The organism is Algoriphagus aquimarinus (assembly GCF_007997215.1).
GTDB classification, from domain to species: Bacteria; Bacteroidota; Bacteroidia; order Cytophagales; family Cyclobacteriaceae; genus Algoriphagus; species Algoriphagus aquimarinus_A.
On the sequence record NZ_VORW01000003.1, the window covers coordinates 110,596 to 129,079 of the forward strand.

General features: G+C 39.7%; 21 protein-coding genes. 10 read left to right on the forward strand and 11 right to left on the reverse strand.

Features of this window, described 5'->3' with window-relative positions:
• The first annotated feature begins 136 nt into the window (after window positions 1-136).
• The 4 genes from ESV85_RS22745 (at window position 137) to ESV85_RS07730 (ending at window position 2,079) form a co-directional block, all read left to right on the forward strand.
• A complete protein-coding gene (locus ESV85_RS22745; RefSeq protein ID WP_223275942.1) occupies window positions 137-544 on the forward strand; it encodes a response regulator in 408 nt (135 codons plus the stop codon).
• 63 nt (window positions 545-607) lie between these two features.
• Complete coding sequence (locus ESV85_RS07720) at window positions 608-988, forward strand: hypothetical protein (RefSeq protein WP_146916320.1); 381 nt, start codon at window positions 608-610, stop codon at window positions 986-988.
• A gap of 61 nt (window positions 989-1,049) precedes the next feature.
• Window positions 1,050-1,397 carry an Hpt domain-containing protein gene (locus ESV85_RS07725; protein WP_191321968.1) on the forward strand — a complete coding sequence of 116 codons (348 nt, stop codon included), beginning with the start codon at window positions 1,050-1,052 and terminating at the stop codon, window positions 1,395-1,397.
• Window positions 1,378-2,079 carry a LytR/AlgR family response regulator transcription factor gene (locus ESV85_RS07730; RefSeq protein ID WP_146916323.1) on the forward strand — a complete coding sequence of 234 codons (702 nt, stop codon included), beginning with the start codon at window positions 1,378-1,380 and terminating at the stop codon, window positions 2,077-2,079. Before ESV85_RS07725 ends, ESV85_RS07730 begins: the two co-directional genes overlap by 20 nt.
• A gap of 99 nt (window positions 2,080-2,178) precedes the next feature.
• Here the strand turns inward: ESV85_RS07730 and ESV85_RS07735 are convergent, their stop codons facing one another.
• Window positions 2,179-2,757: a class I SAM-dependent methyltransferase gene (locus ESV85_RS07735; RefSeq protein WP_146916325.1), complete on the reverse strand. Its 579-nt coding sequence runs from the start codon at window positions 2,755-2,757 to the stop codon at window positions 2,179-2,181.
• Between the two features lie 78 nt (window positions 2,758-2,835).
• On the opposite strand from ESV85_RS07735, the gene ESV85_RS07740 reads away from it, so the two are divergent.
• Window positions 2,836-3,318, forward strand: a complete 483-nt coding sequence (locus ESV85_RS07740; RefSeq protein ID WP_146916327.1) for a thermonuclease family protein — start codon at window positions 2,836-2,838, stop codon at window positions 3,316-3,318.
• A 305-nt stretch (window positions 3,319-3,623) separates the two neighbouring features.
• On the opposite strand, the gene ESV85_RS07745 is transcribed toward ESV85_RS07740, so the two are convergent.
• Both ESV85_RS07745 and ESV85_RS07750 read right to left on the reverse strand, forming a co-directional pair.
• Window positions 3,624-4,067 (reverse strand): DinB family protein, encoded by a 444-nt coding sequence (locus ESV85_RS07745; RefSeq protein WP_146916328.1) that lies wholly within the window; start codon window positions 4,065-4,067, stop codon window positions 3,624-3,626.
• Complete coding sequence (locus ESV85_RS07750) at window positions 4,064-5,161, reverse strand: SGNH/GDSL hydrolase family protein (protein WP_191321969.1); 1,098 nt, start codon at window positions 5,159-5,161, stop codon at window positions 4,064-4,066. The genes ESV85_RS07745 and ESV85_RS07750 overlap by 4 nt, the downstream gene beginning before the upstream one ends.
• A gap of 219 nt (window positions 5,162-5,380) precedes the next feature.
• Between ESV85_RS07750 and ESV85_RS07755 the strand changes: the two genes are divergently transcribed.
• The 4 genes from ESV85_RS07755 (at window position 5,381) to ESV85_RS07770 (ending at window position 10,950) form a co-directional block, all read left to right on the forward strand.
• A complete protein-coding gene (locus ESV85_RS07755; protein ID WP_146916332.1) occupies window positions 5,381-8,386 on the forward strand; it encodes a PVC-type heme-binding CxxCH protein in 3,006 nt (1,001 codons plus the stop codon).
• Window positions 8,387-8,468: 82 nt separating this feature from the next.
• Window positions 8,469-9,320, forward strand: a complete 852-nt coding sequence (locus ESV85_RS07760; RefSeq protein WP_146916333.1) for a hypothetical protein — start codon at window positions 8,469-8,471, stop codon at window positions 9,318-9,320.
• Between the two features lie 29 nt (window positions 9,321-9,349).
• Window positions 9,350-10,084, forward strand: a complete 735-nt coding sequence (gene bla, locus ESV85_RS07765) for a subclass B1 metallo-beta-lactamase (RefSeq protein ID WP_146916335.1) — start codon at window positions 9,350-9,352, stop codon at window positions 10,082-10,084.
• A 143-nt stretch (window positions 10,085-10,227) separates the two neighbouring features.
• Window positions 10,228-10,950, forward strand: coding sequence for a 3-ketoacyl-ACP reductase (locus ESV85_RS07770; protein WP_146916337.1), 723 nt, complete (start codon window positions 10,228-10,230; stop codon window positions 10,948-10,950).
• Window positions 10,951-10,986: 36 nt separating this feature from the next.
• On the opposite strand, the gene ESV85_RS07775 is transcribed toward ESV85_RS07770, so the two are convergent.
• On the reverse strand, window positions 10,987-12,099 hold the full coding sequence (locus ESV85_RS07775; protein ID WP_146916338.1) for an endo-1,4-beta-xylanase: 1,113 nt from the start codon (window positions 12,097-12,099) through the stop codon (window positions 10,987-10,989).
• Window positions 12,100-12,270: 171 nt separating this feature from the next.
• On the opposite strand from ESV85_RS07775, the gene ESV85_RS07780 reads away from it, so the two are divergent.
• Complete coding sequence (locus ESV85_RS07780; RefSeq protein ID WP_191321970.1) at window positions 12,271-12,951, forward strand: hypothetical protein; 681 nt, start codon at window positions 12,271-12,273, stop codon at window positions 12,949-12,951.
• Window positions 12,952-13,350: 399 nt separating this feature from the next.
• On the opposite strand, the gene ESV85_RS07785 is transcribed toward ESV85_RS07780, so the two are convergent.
• The 7 genes from ESV85_RS07785 to ESV85_RS07815 form a co-directional block, all read right to left on the reverse strand.
• Window positions 13,351-13,947 (reverse strand): porin family protein, encoded by a 597-nt coding sequence (locus ESV85_RS07785; protein ID WP_146916340.1) that lies wholly within the window; start codon window positions 13,945-13,947, stop codon window positions 13,351-13,353.
• A gap of 58 nt (window positions 13,948-14,005) precedes the next feature.
• Window positions 14,006-15,088, reverse strand: coding sequence for an alanine racemase (locus tag ESV85_RS07790; RefSeq protein WP_146916342.1), 1,083 nt, complete (start codon window positions 15,086-15,088; stop codon window positions 14,006-14,008).
• Between the two features lies 1 nt (window position 15,089).
• The gene (locus ESV85_RS07795; protein ID WP_146916344.1) at window positions 15,090-15,530 is read right to left on the reverse strand and encodes a GNAT family N-acetyltransferase; all 441 of its coding nucleotides are present in this window, start codon (window positions 15,528-15,530) and stop codon (window positions 15,090-15,092) included.
• The gene (locus tag ESV85_RS07800) at window positions 15,527-16,963 is read right to left on the reverse strand and encodes a sodium:solute symporter (protein WP_146916346.1); all 1,437 of its coding nucleotides are present in this window, start codon (window positions 16,961-16,963) and stop codon (window positions 15,527-15,529) included. The genes ESV85_RS07795 and ESV85_RS07800 overlap by 4 nt, the downstream gene beginning before the upstream one ends.
• Window positions 16,964-17,208: 245 nt before the next feature.
• Window positions 17,209-17,526: a type II toxin-antitoxin system RelE/ParE family toxin gene (locus ESV85_RS07805; protein WP_146916348.1), complete on the reverse strand. Its 318-nt coding sequence runs from the start codon at window positions 17,524-17,526 to the stop codon at window positions 17,209-17,211.
• Window positions 17,526-17,753: a hypothetical protein gene (locus ESV85_RS07810; RefSeq protein ID WP_146916350.1), complete on the reverse strand. Its 228-nt coding sequence runs from the start codon at window positions 17,751-17,753 to the stop codon at window positions 17,526-17,528. The genes ESV85_RS07805 and ESV85_RS07810 overlap by 1 nt, the downstream gene beginning before the upstream one ends.
• A gap of 113 nt (window positions 17,754-17,866) precedes the next feature.
• The gene (locus ESV85_RS07815) at window positions 17,867-18,466 is read right to left on the reverse strand and encodes an HD domain-containing protein (RefSeq protein WP_146916352.1); all 600 of its coding nucleotides are present in this window, start codon (window positions 18,464-18,466) and stop codon (window positions 17,867-17,869) included.
• Window positions 18,467-18,484: the final 18 nt, after the last annotated feature.

Consider the following 18,484-nt stretch of genomic DNA (forward strand, 5'->3'; position numbering starts at 1 on the left):
ATCTAGTTAAATATATCATCGCCTTTTCAAATCCCTTCCCCGACAGATTCCTGCAATTCAACTATAGGTAATCTGCGCCCAACTGCGTTTTTAATTTTTTAAAACTAAAAGCAACGACATTTATAAAAAAAACGAATTGAGGATTTTACTAATAGATGATGATTTACTCGAACAAGCCAGATTTAGTCAAACTATATCTCTGTTACAAGTGGACTACACTTTAATCCAGGCAGAGGACGGACAAGTAGCCTTGGATATTCTAAAAGAAACAAAAAGCCTCCCAGATGTAATTTTGCTAGACTTGAATATGCCTAGACTTAATGGCATTGAGTTCCTAAAAATAATAAAATCAATACCCAGACTAAAATCAATACCGATAGTAGCATTCTCTACTTCTACTAATTTATCAGACATAAATACTTGCTATCACTTAGGTATAGCCAGTTTTATACACAAGTCTTTGAAACCAAAAACATATACAAATACTATAAGAATATTAATTAACTATTGGAGTATAAATATAATCGCACTGAATAAATCTTAGAAGAGTAAGTTGTTTAATACCCAAGCCTTGCCCCGAATAATGACTTTAAAACCAATCAAAAGTATGGTCAATACATATGACATAAATACATCCTTTTCAGCATTAAATAATGAAGAGCAAATAATAGATAGCTACGAATTATTGGAAAGCCTGATAATTGATTTGGAGGGGCAAGGCACTATTCGTTTCAAACGGGACATCATCTTACCATTCATCAAAGGAAATCCTAGCAACATAGAAAAGGCCTTCAAAGAATTTCTTGTTAATGCAATGAGCTTACTGCAAGGACAAATCGAAACTATTGAGATCATACATATAAGGAATCGCCATTCATGGATCTTCGGCTTGTTGGTTCAGGATTTAACCTCCGGCGAGGTTTTTAAAGAAAAAAAAGAGAATAAAAAACTTCTATCGGAATTGAAGCTTGTAATTTCGAAGAAGTAACACGTAAGTTTCGAGACATTTACATCAGAATAAAATGCTTATGAACCCCCATCACTTACACTTGGAACTCCCTTCCCTTAGTTATTTAAAGTTTTTATCAAACGGCAATAAAAATTTTGCAATAAAATTACTTCAGATTCTAAAAGACGAACTCCCAGAAGAATTAGATAGTTACAACAAGGCTTTAAAATCAAAAAATCACTTTAGGGCAGCAGAAATAGTGCATAAAATCAATCACAAGATTGCTTTTTTTCAAATGGAACAAAGTTCTCTGCTCGCAACTGAGCACGAATTAGCATTAAGAGAGGGAAAACTAAATTATCAAGAATATTTTCTGGGAATCGTAACAAAAATTCTTAAATTTATCCCAGAATTTATTGAAGAACCGCATGAACTGCATAGTCGTTGACGACGAAAGTGTGTCAAGAGAAATTTTAGCTTTTTTATGCTCCCAGGAGCCTAATCTTGAGGTGGTAGGCACTTTTACGAATGCCATGGATGCATTCATATTTCTTAACAAGGAACAAGTTGACTTGATATTTCTAGACATCCATATGCCTGGCTTTTCTGGCTTTGATTTCTTGCAAACATTAAAAGGTTCTTCACAAATTATTTTAACCACTTCCGACAAAGAATCTGCCCTAAAAGCCTTTGAATATGAGAATATTGTTGCCTTTTTGATCAAGCCAATTGACCCTAATAGATTCAAAAAGGCTATTTTAAAAGTAGAAAAAATACTGAATATTCCTTCGGTCGAAACATCAACCTATTCAAAAGGCATTAGTCAATTTTATATTAATATTGACAAACGATTAATTAAGCTTAATTCTGAGGATGTAAACATGATCGAAGCTAAAGGAGATTATGTTTTGATCCACCTCGATGACAAAGAGTATAGAGTTCACACTACCCTTTCCAAAATTAAAACAAAACTTCCCTCCGAATTCTTTTTCCAGGTTCACCGATCTTATATTATCAACTTAAGCAAAATCATAGACATACAGGACAACACGATTTTAATCCAAAAATTTGTGATTCCAATAAGTAGATCCCGACGAGCAGAATTAATGAATAAATTAAATCTTATATAAGATCTAGTGCAAGCCAAGGCTTATGATATTAGTATTTTTTTTTTGAATCAAGTAGCTTCTCTACCACTTTGAGAACTGAAAAATAGGCAGATCACTCATTTAGCTCAGCTTCTCCCAGTACCTCAACTTGCCTTTGTTACTGAATTTAATCAGCAAGTAGTCGGCCGGGATCTCGGTAGCATCACCGCAGTAAGTGACGATTCTGGTACCGATGGGCAACCCATCAAATTTATCTCTGATTATTGTGATTAAAGAATGGTACAGCTCGAGGTTGATACGATTATCTTTGTCCAGCTTATCTGTGAGATTGATGTTTTCTTCAAAGGAATTGAAAAAATAAAAGGCATCATAATTACTGAAATCAAGATTAATCAAATCATCATGAATAAAATTTAGATTTTGAAGATGAAACTTAGCTGCTAGTTTTCGTGAAATCTGAACAAGATTCTCGCGCTGCTCTACCCCTGTAATTTTAATCTCCACATTTGCCGCAGCGATCAAACAGAACTTTCCAGTTCCAGAACCTAAATCCAAAATGGATTTGCCTTCAATTCCGCACAAAAATTCCACAGCTTTCTTAGCTACATCCACTGGCGTCCAGTGTGTACTGGAAAGTTTTCTAATTTTAATTGGATAAAGTGCATCAAATTCTTCATCCTTCATCTCTCTCAATTCCATAGCCTACCCCAAAAAGAAGCTGAACTCTTAAACATATTTTAAAATTAAAACCTTCCTTAGTATTTCAAACCTAGAGAAATGCACAGCTTCCTGAAAACCTATCTGGTTTTTATTTTTATTATTTTCACTATTTCCGCAACTGCCCAGCAGCAAACGGAGCTTTTAAAGATTTCAAAATTCGTAGATGGAGACACTTTTTGGGTGATTAATGAGGATGGAATAAATGAAAAAATCCGATTGATTGGGATCGATACCCCAGAAGCCAGAAGAACAGGGAGGACAGAAATTGAATATTTTGGAAAAGAAGCCTCAGCATATGTGAAGATGCTTCTCACCGGTAAAAAAGTAAGGCTCGTATATGATGTTGGGAGATATGACCGCTACAAAAGAACTTTGGCCTATGTTTATCTAGAAGATGGCAGATTTTTAAATGCTTTGTTAGTAAAAGACGGGTATGCAACTGCGGCTACTTTCCCTCCAAATGTCAAGTATGCGGAGTATTTCAAAAAACTTGAAAAAGAAGCCCGTAGCCAAAAAGTAGGCATGTGGTCAATAGACTGATTAGTCTCATGTTATTTTTCCTATCTCACTTAACAGATCAAAGCTACCCTTTCCACTTTCTTATTTGTAAGAAAGCATAGCAGTATAGGAGTGACCCTTAGATGATCTTCGTTTACATTTTTTTTCAATAGAAATCAGAAAACACAAATCCGCTGTAGCGTTCTGGTAGAATAAGCATTCTACCCGATAACAAAACCACTATTATTTTGAATACAACTACCCTGGTTCTGCCGATTCTGCGAGAAAAACTGTCCGATATTATGGCGGGATTTAGCCAATAAAAAGGTATTTGAAGCCCGCCTAACTCATCGTTTAAAGTAGATGAAATCGCTGGGTATTGCCTCCATTCCTACTTCACGCATAAGCATAGCTATCTGCCCTCTGTGATACGTACCATGATTGATCAAATGCGTCAAAATATCAGAGATCCTATTGCTATAATCGTCCCCTAGGGAATTGGTATAGCTAATGACTTCATCCAGATTACTATCTTCACAAATCCTCTTACTTGCTTCATAATTGGCAGAATCCATAGATTCCATAAAACCAATTGGAACGGGTTCCCAAGGACCTTTCGAAAGCTTAATCCTATCAATTCTTGAGTTCCAGATTTCATGAGCTCTCAGAACATGACCAAGCAAGCGGAGAATTCTCGGATCCAAATTTTCCTGAGCTCCCACCAGCTTCTCTATCAAGGCTTGATTGCATTGATAATTGTATTCAAATAAGTTCTTGAAGTACTCCTTCATTTTAATATCTCTTTTAATTTTTTAGCATAAGCAGAAGCATACTTTGACATCCCCAAATCTGTCGGGTGTGTTCCATCCACAAAATCCTCCGTCCCCAAGCCAATTTCATCTTTGGTTAATGTATAAATCCCAGTAACTCCTTGCTCATTCAATAAAGCAAAACTTTCCTTAAGCCAGCTATTCAAGTTTTCATAAATCTCAGCTCGAGGTTTATAGACCAAGCCATCAGAATATCCTGCATGTTCGGTCAATAAAATTGGTGTGTCAGGATTTTTAGCACGAAGAGTGGTTACTGCATAGCTGATCTTTTCTTTTATATCACCTGAACTGAACCCCGCTCCTGGGCCTAGATTTGGCAGACAGTCTAAGATGAAAATTGCAGGATCGATCTGAGAGACGTATTCGATCACTTCTTTCTCCATTCTACCATTTCCGGAAAATGCCAAATTGATCATTGGCATATTCATTTCCCTTGCCACAATATTTGTCCAAGCCATACCTGGTCTAGAAGCGCAGGCTCCCTGAGCAATGGAAGTACCATATACTAAAATTGGCTTTTCCGTTCTTTTCGGAGTGAACTCAAAATTTTTATTTGCTGGCACTCCAATCTCCAAACCATTCAACCCATTATAAAGAGGCAGGAAAAGCTGAAATTCTTTTTGTATTCCAGATTCATTATCTAACTGAAACTGATACGTTACCTTTTCGCCAAACTTGTAATTCCCTCTTACCCATAACAACTTACCAGAACCATCTTTTACATACAGATCCACCCCACTTACGCCAGTCGCTGCCATATGCGGCATTTCCAATCGAGATGAAGTCGGAGTATAAGAAACTTGGATTTCCGGACTATCAGAGGTAAAGCGCAGAGCTAGACCTGTGGTCTGTCTGGACAAATTCCACACAGGTAGTCTGACTATGTTTTCAGCAGAATCAGGCAGGCGATTAAATCCAATATCCTCCCAACCTCTGCCTTCAAGCGCTTGCATCATCTCTGGACCATCACTGTACCATCGGATTTCCTGTGCCTGAGAAGCATTTGCTATGAGATATAAAAATGTGAGCAGTGTAAGTTTAAAGGACTTGTTCATCCTATAAACATAAGATTTTGAGAGGAAAGGATACATATGCACAGACTCATTTTTTCACTGAAAACACGATGAGATGGATTAACTTATTGCGTATAAAAATTTTGCTTATTTGGAAGTGAACGAGCTTATCTCCTACCTTTTATCATTCATCTATTCCCATTTCATATCTTTTCCTTAATTTGATTTTTATATCTTAAATCCCTATTAACCTCCAATCCTATGTTTAAGAAATTTACTGTCCTCAGCCTGCTGGGATTTTCACTTTTTTCATGTGAAAAAAAACCTGAATTACTCACAGATGAACAATATTCTCAGCTCAGCGACGAGCAAAAACGATCTTCAGAACACGCTATAGATGGAATCATCGTCGAGGATGAGCGACTAGAACTCACACTTTTTGCCTCTGAACCTATGATGTCAAATCCAACCAACATGGACATCGATGACCGTGGACGCGTATGGATCGCGGAAGCATACAATTATCGTTCTGCTCTGAACCCAAGAAATCCCACCAAAGAGGAGGGTGACAGAATCCTCATTATGGAAGACACAGACGGAGATGGTGTAGCCGATGAATCCAAAGTTTTCTATCAGGGAAATGATATCAACGCGGCCTTGGGAATCGCTGTCCTCGGAGACAAAGTTTACGTCTCTGTCAGTCCATATGTATATGTATTTACCGATGCAGATGGCGATGATGTTCCAGAGAAAAAAGAGATTTTATTTGAAGGTGTAGGCGGAGAACAGCATGATCATGGAATGCACTCCTTCACCTTTGGCCCTGATGGCAAATTGTATTTCAATTATGGAAATGCCGGAGAAGGTTTACACTATGCTGACGGCACTCCGATTTTGGATCCACTGGGCAGACCCGTAAATAACAAAACTCAACCTTATAAAGAAGGAATGGTTTTCCGCATGAATCCTGATGGATCAGATGTCGAAGTACTGGGCTGGAACTTTAGAAACAACTATGAAGTAGCGACAGATAGCTACGGTAGAATGTGGCAGTCTGACAACGATGATGATGGCAACCGAAGCACTCGAATCAACTACGTGATGGATTATGGTAACTATGGTTTCAAAGATGAATTCACTGGCGCCGACTGGAGATCAAGAAGAATCAACATGGAAGACTCTGTTTATCAGCAGCATTGGCACTTGAATGATCCTGGTGTGGTACCAAACCTCCTTCAAACTTACGCTGGTTCACCTACTGGAATTTTGGTTTACGAGGGAAAATTACTTCCAGAAGAATATCAAAATCAAGTCATTCACTCAGATGCAGGTCCTAATATCGTAAGAGCCTATCCCACCGTCCCTTCAGGCGCAGGATTCAATGCTAAAATCATTAATCTACTTGATGGCAATCCTAGAGATAATTGGTTTCGCCCTTCTGATGTGACTGTAGCACCTGATGGTTCTCTCTTCATTTCAGATTGGTACGATCCGGGAGTTGGTGGTCATGCGATGGGAGATCAGGACAAAGGTAGAGTCTACAGACTCGCACCAAAAGGCGTGGATTATAAAGTAAGCAAACCTGATTACACCAGCATTTCTTCTTTGATCAATTTACTTCAAAGTCCAAATCGTGCAACTCACTTTAAAGCTTTCATGGCTTTGGTGAAAAAAGGAGATGAAGCAAAAGATGCGTTGGAGAAACTTTTTACTGCAGGCGAAAGTCGAATGAGAGCCAGAGCATTCTGGGTACTTACCAAACTTTCCAATGGCAACGACTACATCAAAACTGCGGCTACAGATTCGGATGAGAATATCCGAGTGGCTGCTATTCGTGCGTATAGAAACAATAAATTGAGTGATGTATCATTCTTGCTGGAAATGGCAGGTGATGAGTCAGCTCAAGTTCGAAGAGAAGTTGCATTAGCGATCCGATACAAATCCAATCCTGAAGTATGGCTGAAGCTTGTCGATGGTTATGAAAGCGGAGACCGCTGGTATTTGGAGGCTTTGGGTATTGCTGCAGAAGGTTTTTGGGATGATTATTTACCAAAATACCTGGAAGCAAGCGGTTCTGGCTGGATGGAGAACCAAGTTGCGAAGGATATTGTATGGAGATCACGGGCTTCTAATACAGCTGAGCTTTTAGGAAAAATCATCCTTACACAGCCTGGCAGAAACAATCAAGCTTATTATAGAGCTTTGGACTTCCAGTCGGCTTCAGCTAAAAATGCAACTCTAAAATCCCTCCTAGCTAGTGCTTCAGAAGAAGATCAGCTCATTATTTTGAGACAGATCAGCTTTGACCCAAAAAACCCCGATAGACAGATACTTTCACTTGCCAAACAAACAGCGGGAAGTATCGCCGATGACCGCGACTTTTTGGACGTTGTGAGCAAGTACGCCTTGACAGATCAAAAGGTAAGATTGGAGAAGATGATTTACCAATCGGACAACAACCAACATTCTCAGATGGCTGCCAATAGCTATGCTTCACTGTATGGCATGAATGAAATCAAAAAGGCTTTTGCTGATTCTGATCAATCAAAAGCTATCTCATCCATTGAGAAATTTGGGACTATAGACAATGAGGCTATGGCCAAACTTTTGGCTGAGATATACACTGACGAATCAAAACCAGTGGAAATACGAACAGCTGCGATGGAAGCTGCGAAAGGTTATAATTCTGAACCCTACCTAATGGAGCTGGCGAAAGCGGATAAAATCCCTGCAGATATGCTTCCGATAGCTCAGAAAATTCTTCTTTCTTCCTGGAATGGAAATATCCGAACTGAAGCGACTGAAAAATTTGGCAGCACTACAGCCAAGCAATATGACATTGCCAAATTGGTCGCAGCAAGTGGATCGATAGAAAATGGAAAAACCATCGCTTCAAATTACTGCGTATCATGTCATAAAATCGGGAATGAAGGAGTTGATTTTGGCCCAGGCCTAACAGAAATCGGAGACAAACTTTCCAAAGAAGGGCTTTTCAATGCAGTGATCAATCCATCCGAAGGCATGGGATTTGGCTACGAAACTCAACTCGTAAAAATGAAAGACGGCACTGAGTTTACTTGTATTGTCAACTCCAAAACTGAAAATGACCTTGTTGTAAAACTTGTAGGCACAAGCGAGCAGAAGATCTATAAGCTTGTGAACGTGGAAAGCGTCACCCAACTTGATGAATCACTTATGCCAAAATTCCCACTTTCGGAAACTGAGTTGGTAGACTTGGTTAGTTATTTGGAGACATTGAGGAAATAATCTAATCTGGGCCCGCACTTACTGGTGCGAATAACCGACACTGTGTGCGGGCCTCTTCTATCTATGTTGTTTTGCTGAATTCATGCTTAAATCATTCAGATTTCCAACTTACACGTCTGTTTGTGGGCCTCCTACCACCTATTGTGAAAATCTATCACCCGATGTCTTCAACTACCCTTTTTTCAATCAAGGGGTAGATGCACTGAGAAAACAATACGCGGAGCGTAAAACATTCAGCTTAGAAGACAACCTTGCGCCACCTGAATCTCAACTTCTTCCTATCAAGGGTTTTATCTTCCACACTTCGCACTGTGGTTCCACTTTGCTAGGAAGAATGCTTGGTTCATCTTTTCAAGTAAGAATGATTTCAGAACCGGAATCAATCAATGGACTATTGCTTTCTTATCTTTTGAATCAACTACCAGAAGCCCAAGTCCTCACACAGTTAAAGCAAATAATTGAGGCTTATCGAATATCAGGGGATGAAAAAGAGTCGATAATTTTCAAATTAACCTCTTGGAATGTATTCTTGATTCATTTCTTCCACAAACTCTATCCAAATACGCCCTGGATATATATTGATAGGGAGTCAGAGAAACTTGTACAGACACTGAAAAATAAAGATGGTGGCTTTATTGATTGGTGGTATCATCCTGTAGATATTTTAAGGAAACATTTTGTAGAAAACACCTCAAGTAGCGTTGATTTTGAAAGTTACCTACGAAGCATAATAGAAGGACATAGGAAACATGCTATAGCTGCCCAAAATGGACATGAATTGTTTGTGCACTACCCTGATTTCCTTAATACACTATCACAAATCTTGGCACATTTTCAGCTTACATTTTCTACAGAGGAATTGGAAAAATCGCTGGCCTATCTACGGTATGATTCAAAGCAATTTGAACCTGTACTCTTCGAATACTCAGTTTAAATTCCTCCAAAATATTTTCCAAACCCAGTATGAAACACCTCATTTCCAGCCTAATTACTCTCTTTTCACTTTCGGCAAATGTTTGTTTTGCACAAGAAATACTACACAAAACCGAAACACTTCAGATCGAGCAAATCAGTCCAAACACCTTCGTGCACATCAGCTACCTGAATACGGATGATTTTGGAAAAGTGGCTTGTAACGGAATGATCGTCATGAATGAAAATGAGGCCCTGGTTTTTGACACTCCAGCAAATGATGAAGCAAGTTTAGAATTGATAAACTGGCTGGAGAAAGATCAACAAGTAAAAGTAAAAGGAGTCGTCGCAACACATTTCCACTGGGATTGCTTAGGCGGACTGAATGAATTTCACTCCAAAGGAATACCTTCTTACGCTTCTGATCGGACTATAGCTTTGGCGAAAACGGCAGGATATCCTACTCCAAAGAATGGATTCAAAAAGAAGTTGATTTTAGAGGCTGGAAATCTAAAAGTTACCAACCAGTTCTTGGGAGAAGGACATACTAAAGACAATTTCGTAGCATATGTGCCTACGGACAAGGTCATTTTCGGCGGATGTATGATCAAAGCTCTTGGTGTAGGAAATGGCAATCTGGAAGATGCAAATGTAGCAGCGTGGCCTGCAACCGTTCGGAATGTAAAATCTGCATTTCCTGAGACACTCATCGTTATTCCCGGTCATGGAAAAATTGGCGGAACGGAGCTATTGGATTATACGATTGAGATGTTTACGAAGAAATAATCCTGATGCTTTGTGAATCCAAAAATCAAGCTCTTCCCTTCTGTTAAAACCAGAGAGGAAGAGTTTTTTTTGCTAAAAAGCCTCCCAACTGAACTCAAATTCACTCCAGCTGTTTTCTGTCTAATAACTATCAACACAAAACCATGGAATCTCTAAAAGGAAAAATAGCGCTGATCACCGGCGCAGGAAAAGGACTGGGTAAAGCAATAGCTCTGGCTTTGGCCAAAGAAGGAGTTCATCTCGCACTTTTATCCAGAACAGAATCAGATCTGCAGGCTGTCAAAGATATCGTAGCAGGAATCGACTCTTCGTTGAAAGTAAGCTATGCCGTTGCAGATCAGTCTGACTTCTCTAGTATCAAAACTGCAATCGCTTCCTTGATCTCTGAAGTTGGAGTTCCTGATATTTTGGTAAATAATGCGGGTGTTGGCAAGTTTGGCAAATTCCTAGATCTGGAAGTTTCCGAATGGGAAAACATGATCAAAGTCAACCTGCTTGGGGTTTATTACGTGATTCATGAAGTATTACCAGGAATGCTAGCCCGCAAGTCTGGCGACATTGTAAATGTATCCTCTACAGCTGGTCAAAAGGGAAATGCCATGACAAGTGCATACAGCGCATCCAAGTTTGGACTGAACGGCCTAACTGAATCATTGATGATGGAAGTCAGAAAATCAGATATTCGTGTTTTCAGCATGACTCCTAGCACAATTGCCACCGATCTGGCTATCGGAAATAACCTGACAGATGGAAATCCTGACACAGTGCTGCAACCGGAGGATTTTGCAGAATTGTTGGTTTCTCACTTGAAATTACCGAAAAGAGCTTTGGTGAAAAACGTGGAGTTCTGGTCTACCAATCCATAATAGGGTCTGAGCAGTGATCTGCCTTCAATTCATCGATCACTGCTCAGAGACCTCTTTCAGCTTAGCAAAAACATCCTCTTTCAACTTCAAATCCCGATCGAAAGGTAAAGGATAATTGGTGCGTCCACGAACTGGAAAATTGTTTAACCAACTTCTGCCATCGTGCAAGCCCCATAAAGTCACTCTACTGATTTTGTCTTTATGCTTTTGGAATAGCTGAAAAAGATCACCATATCGCTGAGCAAGTTTCGCTTCAGCTTCAGGAGAAATTCCATTCACAAAAGGATTGTATTCTGGTGAATTAGCAAAATTGATATTCAAATCAGCGCCCTGTGCATTATTAGGACGAGGAAGTACATCCACATCAAGTTCGGTAATCACAACCTTGAATCCAGCTTCAGCGATTTCAATTATTCCCTGCTCTATTTCCTCCAGTGAAGGACCTCCCAGCATGTAATGCCCCTGCATTCCTATGGCATCAACCCGAATCCCCTCCGATTTCATTTCTTTCGCCAGCTCCAAAATCCCTTTGCGCTTCGAAGACTTCCACACATTGTAGTCATTATAATAAAGTTCTGCATCTGGGTCTACCTCATGAGCTTTGCGAAAAGCTGCTTTGATAAAATCCTTTCCCGCGATATTGTACCATTTCGACTCCCGAAAACTCCCGTCTTCATTGAAAGCCTCATTGACTACGTCCCAGCCTTGGATTTTGCCTTTGTAGCGACCAGCTACAGTTTCGATATGATCCTCCATTTTGGAAATCAAGCCGTCTTTGTTCAGCATATTCCCAGATTCATCTTCAAAAACCCAATTTGGAATCTGCTGATGCCAAACCAAGCAATGCCCAATCGTAAATGCACCCATTTTTTCTCCCAAAGCCACATAGGCATCTCCAAAACCAAAGTCATAAACTTCCGGCTTCGGGTGCACCAAAGCCCATTTCAATCCATTCTCAGAACTTAAGCTATTGAAATGCTCTGTTAGTATTGCTAAGGCTTTTGGCTCCTTACCTGAAACCTGCTGCGCATTCACCGCTACTCCTATGTGAAAGCTATCTTTGAAAAGATCCTTGATACCATTCTCTTTTGGTTTTTGCGCTGAAAAAAGAATGATCAGCAAAATAAACGTCAGGGATTTTCTTAGCATAGTTGAATAAGTTTAGAAGGCATCAGCAAATTAGCAAATTAGCAAAAAGAATATTTATATAATGAATTTCTAAAACAGAGCTTTTATACCATGGATTATTACTTTTTGACAGAGTCAAATCTCATTATTTGACAAAAGTCAAGGCATGAAGTTTATCAACTACTCGGATTCTTGATTATTAGCGAAAAAGGCTGGGTAGCCTACCCGTACATCTGGAATGAAAGTCAGACCGAGGCAATTCTAAAAGTAGTAGGTGGCGAAATCGAAGTTTCATTTACCGATTACCAGGGAAAAGATCAGGTGATCAATTACATCGTGCCGAATAAAAATCAGTGTAAAACCTGTCATAACAAATCCGAAACTTTAGCTCCGATAGACATGAAAGTTCAGCACTTAAATAATGAGTTAGATTACAAATCGGGAAAAGCCAACCAATTAACTCATTGGACTGAGTTAGGTAAGTTGGAAGGTTTCGAAGGAGAAAAAGCACATCCTGCTATGATCAATTACGAGGATAAGAATCTTCCTCTGGAAGAAAGAGCGATGGCTTACTTGGATATCAATTGCTCCCATTGTCATAGTGCAGCGGGGCCCGCAAGTACCTCAGGCCTTTTTCTAACTTATGATCAAACTGATCCTCTAAAACTTGGGGTGAACAAAATTCCTGTCGCGGCTGGAAATGGTGCGGGAACTTTTGACTTTGACATAGTTCCGGGAAAGGCATATGAATCCATTATTACCCATCGCATGAATTCCACTGAAGTTGGGATCGCAATGCCTGAACTAGGCAGAACCACAGTCCATAAAGAAGGCGTACAGTTGATCAAAGATTGGATAAACAGTATGAATTAATAGCCTATTATAAATTAGGAATACGAATTCACTACAAATGACAGCTTAATTTGAAGATACGGAAAGCGTGTCAGTCCGAGCGTCCCGTAGCTATCGGGATCGAGGACAATAATTTCACTTGTAATATAAAGAGACTTCGACTTCGCTACCAATGACGAATTATATTTTTCACACCAAATCGTGTCAGTCCGAGCGTAGTCGAGGACAATAACTTCACTTATTTTAAAGAGCCTTCGATTTCGAGACTCTCGTCTCTCAAGTGCTCAGGCTGACACCACCATCTCTCTTTTGTGAATTCTAAATTTTTCTCACTCAGGGTGACCCATTTTGACTCCCTGTGATCAAACAAAAATACCTCCGCCATGAAGACGGAGGTATTTTTTCATTATTTCGTTTCTCTTAGAAAGTAAAGCCAGCAGACAATTTGAAGCCTCTGTTATATACATCGGCGTCGCTGTCTTTGAAAATTGGTGTAAAGCCATAATCATAAGAAGCCTGCACATTAAAGCCTTTTGGAAGGTTATATCCTACACCAAGCACTAGACCAATGTCCGTTTCTTTGATTGCATCCGAATCATATGAAACTGTATTTCCGAAGAAATCACCTTCAAACTTTGAGCTCGCCAAGAAGGAAATCTGAGGTCCAGCAAAGACATTAAATCCCTCTCCAGGATACATTCTAAAAAGCACCGGGACATCCACATAATTCAGAATTGCTCTGCTATTTGCGAAGTCGTCGTTTTGCGTTCCTTTGACAGAATAGTAAACTCCTGGCTCCAAAGCCAAACGATCCGTCATAAACAACATGGTATATCCACCCACGTGAAATCCCACTCTATTGGTGTAATTATTTTCTGAGACGTCGTCACCGCTAAAGTTGAAAAGGCTGGCTCCACCTCTGACTCCAAATCCTCCTGGCTTATCAGCAGATAATTGGGCGTGAGACAATTGGATTACTCCGAATCCAAGGGCAAGAAATAACAATACTTTTTTCATAGTCAAATACTAGTTGGTTTCCCGACTGTATTCCCATGATCATGCCAAATGCAATTACCTAGTCCAAGCGTTCGATAACTTTCTTGTCGATATAGTTCGAGTTGAGCAGGCTCAAAGCACCCATATATTTCATGTCGAAATTCAGTGTATCTCCCACCTTGTAGTTGTTAGGATTTTCCCCCAGATTGATGATCAACATATCAGAACTACCTCCAAGAATCTCATATTTTTCATCGCTTGGAATCAGATATTTTGGATCTACGTCTAACAACCCAATGTCTATAATTGCCCTAAAAGAGCTCTTTCCATAAAGGGATTCATCGATCTCCAAAGTTTCTCCTTGTGGGTTAGCGGCCAGATTACCAACGGGTAAAAGTGGCTTTTCCTGCATTTCTATGATCTCAGCATGCAATTCAAACACATCTCCATTCATGCCTTTAATCACTTTTTCCTCAAACAAATCAAGGCCGAAATACAAGGTTTCTCCTACTCGAAAATGATTGATTCCTTTAGGCAATTGTTGAGTCAACATCAATGGAATCGTCACTGAAGTTCCAGCAGAAACCCAAGGGATTTTCTTGTTGAATTTAAGCTCTATTATTTGCTTGTAAAGTGAGAGCTGAATGAGTTTATCTGTAGATGGCATCACCCCATTTAGGCAGTTCAAATTAGTACCCAGACCAATCACTTCTATGCTTGGTAGCTGGAAGATTTGGGAATAAAATTCCACCAATTGCTCTCCCATTACACCTTCGCGAAGATCGCCAGTCTCGACCATAATGATGATCTTATGCTTCTTGCCCTGCTCCACAGCTTCTCGACTGATCCATTTGATGGTCTCCAACTCGCTATTCAGACTCACGTCAGCGAATTGAACCATTTTGCCCACATTTCTTTTGGAAACAGGCTTAATGTATACAGTTTGGATTTCAGGCTTAAGGGATTTGACCATAGCCAAATTCGAGATTCGACTATCATGAACTTCCTTTACACCAAGATTGATAAGCTCTTGCAAAAAAAGTCTGTTACCACACAGTAGTTTAGACACAACTCCCCAAGTCACATCATTATCTGTAAAGGTCTTCTTGAGAAACTCATAGTTTTCCTTGAGCTTAGCTCTATTTAATGTCAGATAAGCCATTTTACTTAGTCAACCTCATTTCAAGGTATTTGTTGGTAAAGCCGATTCGTTCGTAAAGTTTCTTAGCAGGATTATCTGGCTCTACGTGCAATGCAATAGATCCATTGGCCATTTTGATAGCCATTTCCATGATTTCCCCACCAATGCCTTTACCTCTTTGATCTGCATCTACGGCGATATAAACCAAGATATTCTCGGGGATATAGCCAGACATACCAGTCTTATTCATGATAAGCGCACCGAGAATTTTTCCATTCTCACGAGCCATCACTACAAAACCTCCTGCGTGCATACTTTGATCCAAGGCATAATCCAGACATTTCATAATGTCGTCCTTTGGATCACCATATTGCCCAAGGTGAAGGAAAAGGAAATCCGCAATCTCATTCTTTTGTAAATAAGTCGCGTTGTCAATAGTTGATAGAGTTTCGAGTGTGATCATTTAGATATTAACTTTGAACTATAATATTTTTCATAATAAATCACTGACAAAAAAGTCAGCAAAGAGAGCGTAAGCCCGAATAAATTGGCATCCAAACCAAGTGGAAGTGAGACCTCAGATATAATCAATCCTGCAGTCAAAGAACCTCCTGTGATCATGGACGAAGTAGCTGCCTTGGCACTAGTCTGTCCAAAGAACAAACCTCCTATTACCGGCACAAATAGTCCAGAGACCATAAAAGCATAGGAATATAACATCAAACTTAAAACTTCCGTCATCTGCCAGGCAATAATAATTGCCACGACTCCGATGGCTAAAGTCAGCAACTGTGAGATTCTCATCTCCTCTTTAAGAGATTTTGAAGTGTAATATTTCCCTAAAATATCTGTAGTAAGATTACCTGAAGCTGCCATCAGGCAAGAATCTGCTGTAGAAAGAACTGCTGAGAAATAAGCCGACATCATCAAGCCTAAAATACCAGCCGGTAGGATCTGGCTTAGCAAAACAGGTAGTCCCATCTCAGGATCCATCGCTGTGGTGAAACCCTCCAGCGCACCTTGCTCAACTGCTACTCTGGATAGTAAACCCAAAGAAACTCCTAAAAGTGCCATGATGGGCCATTCAAATAGTCCCGCGATAAACCAAGCCTTCTTGGCCGACTGCACATCACGCGCTGCAAAGATCCGCTGGTATAGGGTCATACCCACAAACCAGATCGGAATAATCGTGATCCCCCAGTTGGCTAAATCCTGCCAAGCCAGATTGGAAAAAGAGAAGAATTCCTGTGGCAAAGTATTGTGGATCCCTTCCCATCCACCTACAAAATTGTAGGAAATCGGAATGCCTATAAACATTAATCCCGCCATCAAGACAATCCACTGAATCGTATCGGTGTAGATCACTGCCTTCAATCCTCCCATCACAGTATAAATCACCGCCACGGCGCCCATAATCAAAAGAGCATAAGACATTTCCAGCTCTTCGAAAGTGCCAGAAGCGAGCTTCGCTCCTGCGAGAAGCTGAGAAGATGTGAATCCCAAATAACCTAAGAAGCAAATAACTGCGGCTACTTTGGCTGTAGTAGAATTGTACAGATGCCCAATGATCTGAGGAAAAGTGAAAAATTTAGCAAAGGCTGGATCTGATTTTACTCTGGGAATTAATACTACCGCAGCTATCCAAGCTCCCAAAAGTCCTGTAAAAAGCATCCAGGAACCTGATATTCCCATCACAAAACCAAGTCCGCCAAGACCAATGGAGAAACCTCCTCCTACATCAGTGGCTACAACCGAAAGCCCGATATGCCAGTGACCGATATTCCTTCCGCCCACATAGTAATCCTCCTGACCTGAATTCTTTCTCATGTAAAAATACCCCACCCCCAGCATAGCCAGCATGTAGGCGACAAAGATCCCCAGATCTATATAACTCATATCTAATTTCTATTTGTGACAAAATCTTCTTAAAATATAATTTTTCAAAGTTAAGCATAAAGGCTCGTATTCAAAATTTTATTGGGTTTAAAGGCCAGATTTGGTCATTGAGTGCAATTAGGAGTTAGAATAGTGCTAAAAATTAATTTTTCTAGAATGAGCTATTCTTAAAGTTTAAAAATCTTGATTTCAATTCATCGCTGTATAAAGTCTGATACAGCATCAATTGTTCGAACAAAAAAATGCTACAATCCCCTATTCATTTCAGAAGGATTTATCCGAGTATCAAAGACATCGGCAATTTTAATAACTCCCTTCTCCAAATCGACTGAATAAATCAGTTTATAGTTTTTAAAAAGTAGATATCGGTACTTTATTTCTCTGTCTTTAAGCCATCCCTCTTCTTGTCCTATGAATGGTGACCTTACTAGGCTTTGGGGAGCATTAAGAATACCTACTAAAAGCTTTTTGGTAACCGAAAAATTAGCATTATTGAGATAATATTCAAAAATATCATCTAGCTGCTGCTCGGCAAAATCTGACCAGATAACCTCAAACTCCATTACTGAAACTTGACAAGAAGCTCTTTGGTTGTTTTAAACTTTCCCTTTTCAAAGTCAGATTCAGATTGATCAATCCGCTTATTCAAGTCCTCCTTTGTCAAACGCTTTGGCATATTATCTACCGAAGTTTCTTCCTTCAGAAGAATCTCCAATTTAGATAGGGAATCAGAATCCTCAAGTTTCAGAAACTTCTGAACAAATTCGATTTTTCTAGAAGCAATATCCATCTGCAAATCATTAAGTTATTCTTCAAATATATAAAATAAACGATTCATCGCTTTGACTAGTTTTGCTTAGATCCTATTAGAAAAAGACCTACAAGTCACTGTTCGTCGATCCTTTATTCACCTTCCTTCCTTAGAATCCCCTTCTCCACACTTTCATTAATCAAGTTCTCCGCGTAGTTCCAAATAGATGTAGAGCCCTGGTTAATTGCTTTTTTCTTGTCGTAAACTTTTTGATAGGGCACATCAAATTCCGCCCAAGTCCCACCATTATTTGAAGTGTTTTGTAACAAGGGTTCAAATCGGTCCATCGCTTTAGCAAATTTTGCTTCATCGGTCTCACCCGCCTCAAACTCTTCCCAAACAGCTATAAATTCATCCGCTTGCTCCTTCGGCAAAAGTCCAAAAATTCTCTTTGCAGCAAGAAGTTCCTCTTCAGTATTCGTATGGTTTTTTGTGGAGTCATAAATAAACGTATCCCCAGCATCAATCTCTACGATATCGTGGATCAGTACCATTTTCACCACCTTCAGCACATCAATGAGCTTATCTGAATGCTCAGCCAAAACTATGGTCATCATCGCCAAATGCCAACTATGTTCAGCATCATTTTCCTGTCTGTCGCTGTTGAACAACCGAGTTTTGCGCTGAATGTATTTCAACTTGTCTATTTCCTTAATGAAAGCTACTTGTTGTAATAAATTGGCTGTGTGCATTGGTATATAAATCTTGTT

Coding starts and splice junctions, on each gene's coding strand:
- ESV85_RS07720 (WP_146916320.1), top strand. CDS start 608: ATGGTCAATACATATGACATAAATACATCCTTTTCAGCATTAAATAAT.
- ESV85_RS07730 (WP_146916323.1), top strand. CDS start 1,378: ATGAACTGCATAGTCGTTGACGACGAAAGTGTGTCAAGAGAAATTTTA.
- ESV85_RS07735 (WP_146916325.1), bottom strand. CDS start 2,757: ATGGAATTGAGAGAGATGAAGGATGAAGAATTTGATGCACTTTATCCA.
- ESV85_RS07740 (WP_146916327.1), top strand. CDS start 2,836: ATGCACAGCTTCCTGAAAACCTATCTGGTTTTTATTTTTATTATTTTC.
- ESV85_RS07745 (WP_146916328.1), bottom strand. CDS start 4,067: ATGAAGGAGTACTTCAAGAACTTATTTGAATACAATTATCAATGCAAT.
- ESV85_RS07750 (WP_191321969.1), bottom strand. CDS start 5,161: ATGAACAAGTCCTTTAAACTTACACTGCTCACATTTTTATATCTCATA.
- ESV85_RS07755 (WP_146916332.1), top strand. CDS start 5,381: ATGTTTAAGAAATTTACTGTCCTCAGCCTGCTGGGATTTTCACTTTTT.
- ESV85_RS07760 (WP_146916333.1), top strand. CDS start 8,469: ATGCTTAAATCATTCAGATTTCCAACTTACACGTCTGTTTGTGGGCCT.
- bla (WP_146916335.1), top strand. CDS start 9,350: ATGAAACACCTCATTTCCAGCCTAATTACTCTCTTTTCACTTTCGGCA.
- ESV85_RS07770 (WP_146916337.1), top strand. CDS start 10,228: ATGGAATCTCTAAAAGGAAAAATAGCGCTGATCACCGGCGCAGGAAAA.
- ESV85_RS07775 (WP_146916338.1), bottom strand. CDS start 12,099: ATGCTAAGAAAATCCCTGACGTTTATTTTGCTGATCATTCTTTTTTCA.
- ESV85_RS07785 (WP_146916340.1), bottom strand. CDS start 13,947: ATGAAAAAAGTATTGTTATTTCTTGCCCTTGGATTCGGAGTAATCCAA.
- ESV85_RS07790 (WP_146916342.1), bottom strand. CDS start 15,088: ATGGCTTATCTGACATTAAATAGAGCTAAGCTCAAGGAAAACTATGAG.
- ESV85_RS07795 (WP_146916344.1), bottom strand. CDS start 15,530: ATGATCACACTCGAAACTCTATCAACTATTGACAACGCGACTTATTTA.
- ESV85_RS07800 (WP_146916346.1), bottom strand. CDS start 16,963: ATGAGTTATATAGATCTGGGGATCTTTGTCGCCTACATGCTGGCTATG.
- ESV85_RS07805 (WP_146916348.1), bottom strand. CDS start 17,526: ATGGAGTTTGAGGTTATCTGGTCAGATTTTGCCGAGCAGCAGCTAGAT.
- ESV85_RS07810 (WP_146916350.1), bottom strand. CDS start 17,753: ATGGATATTGCTTCTAGAAAAATCGAATTTGTTCAGAAGTTTCTGAAA.
- ESV85_RS07815 (WP_146916352.1), bottom strand. CDS start 18,466: ATGCACACAGCCAATTTATTACAACAAGTAGCTTTCATTAAGGAAATA.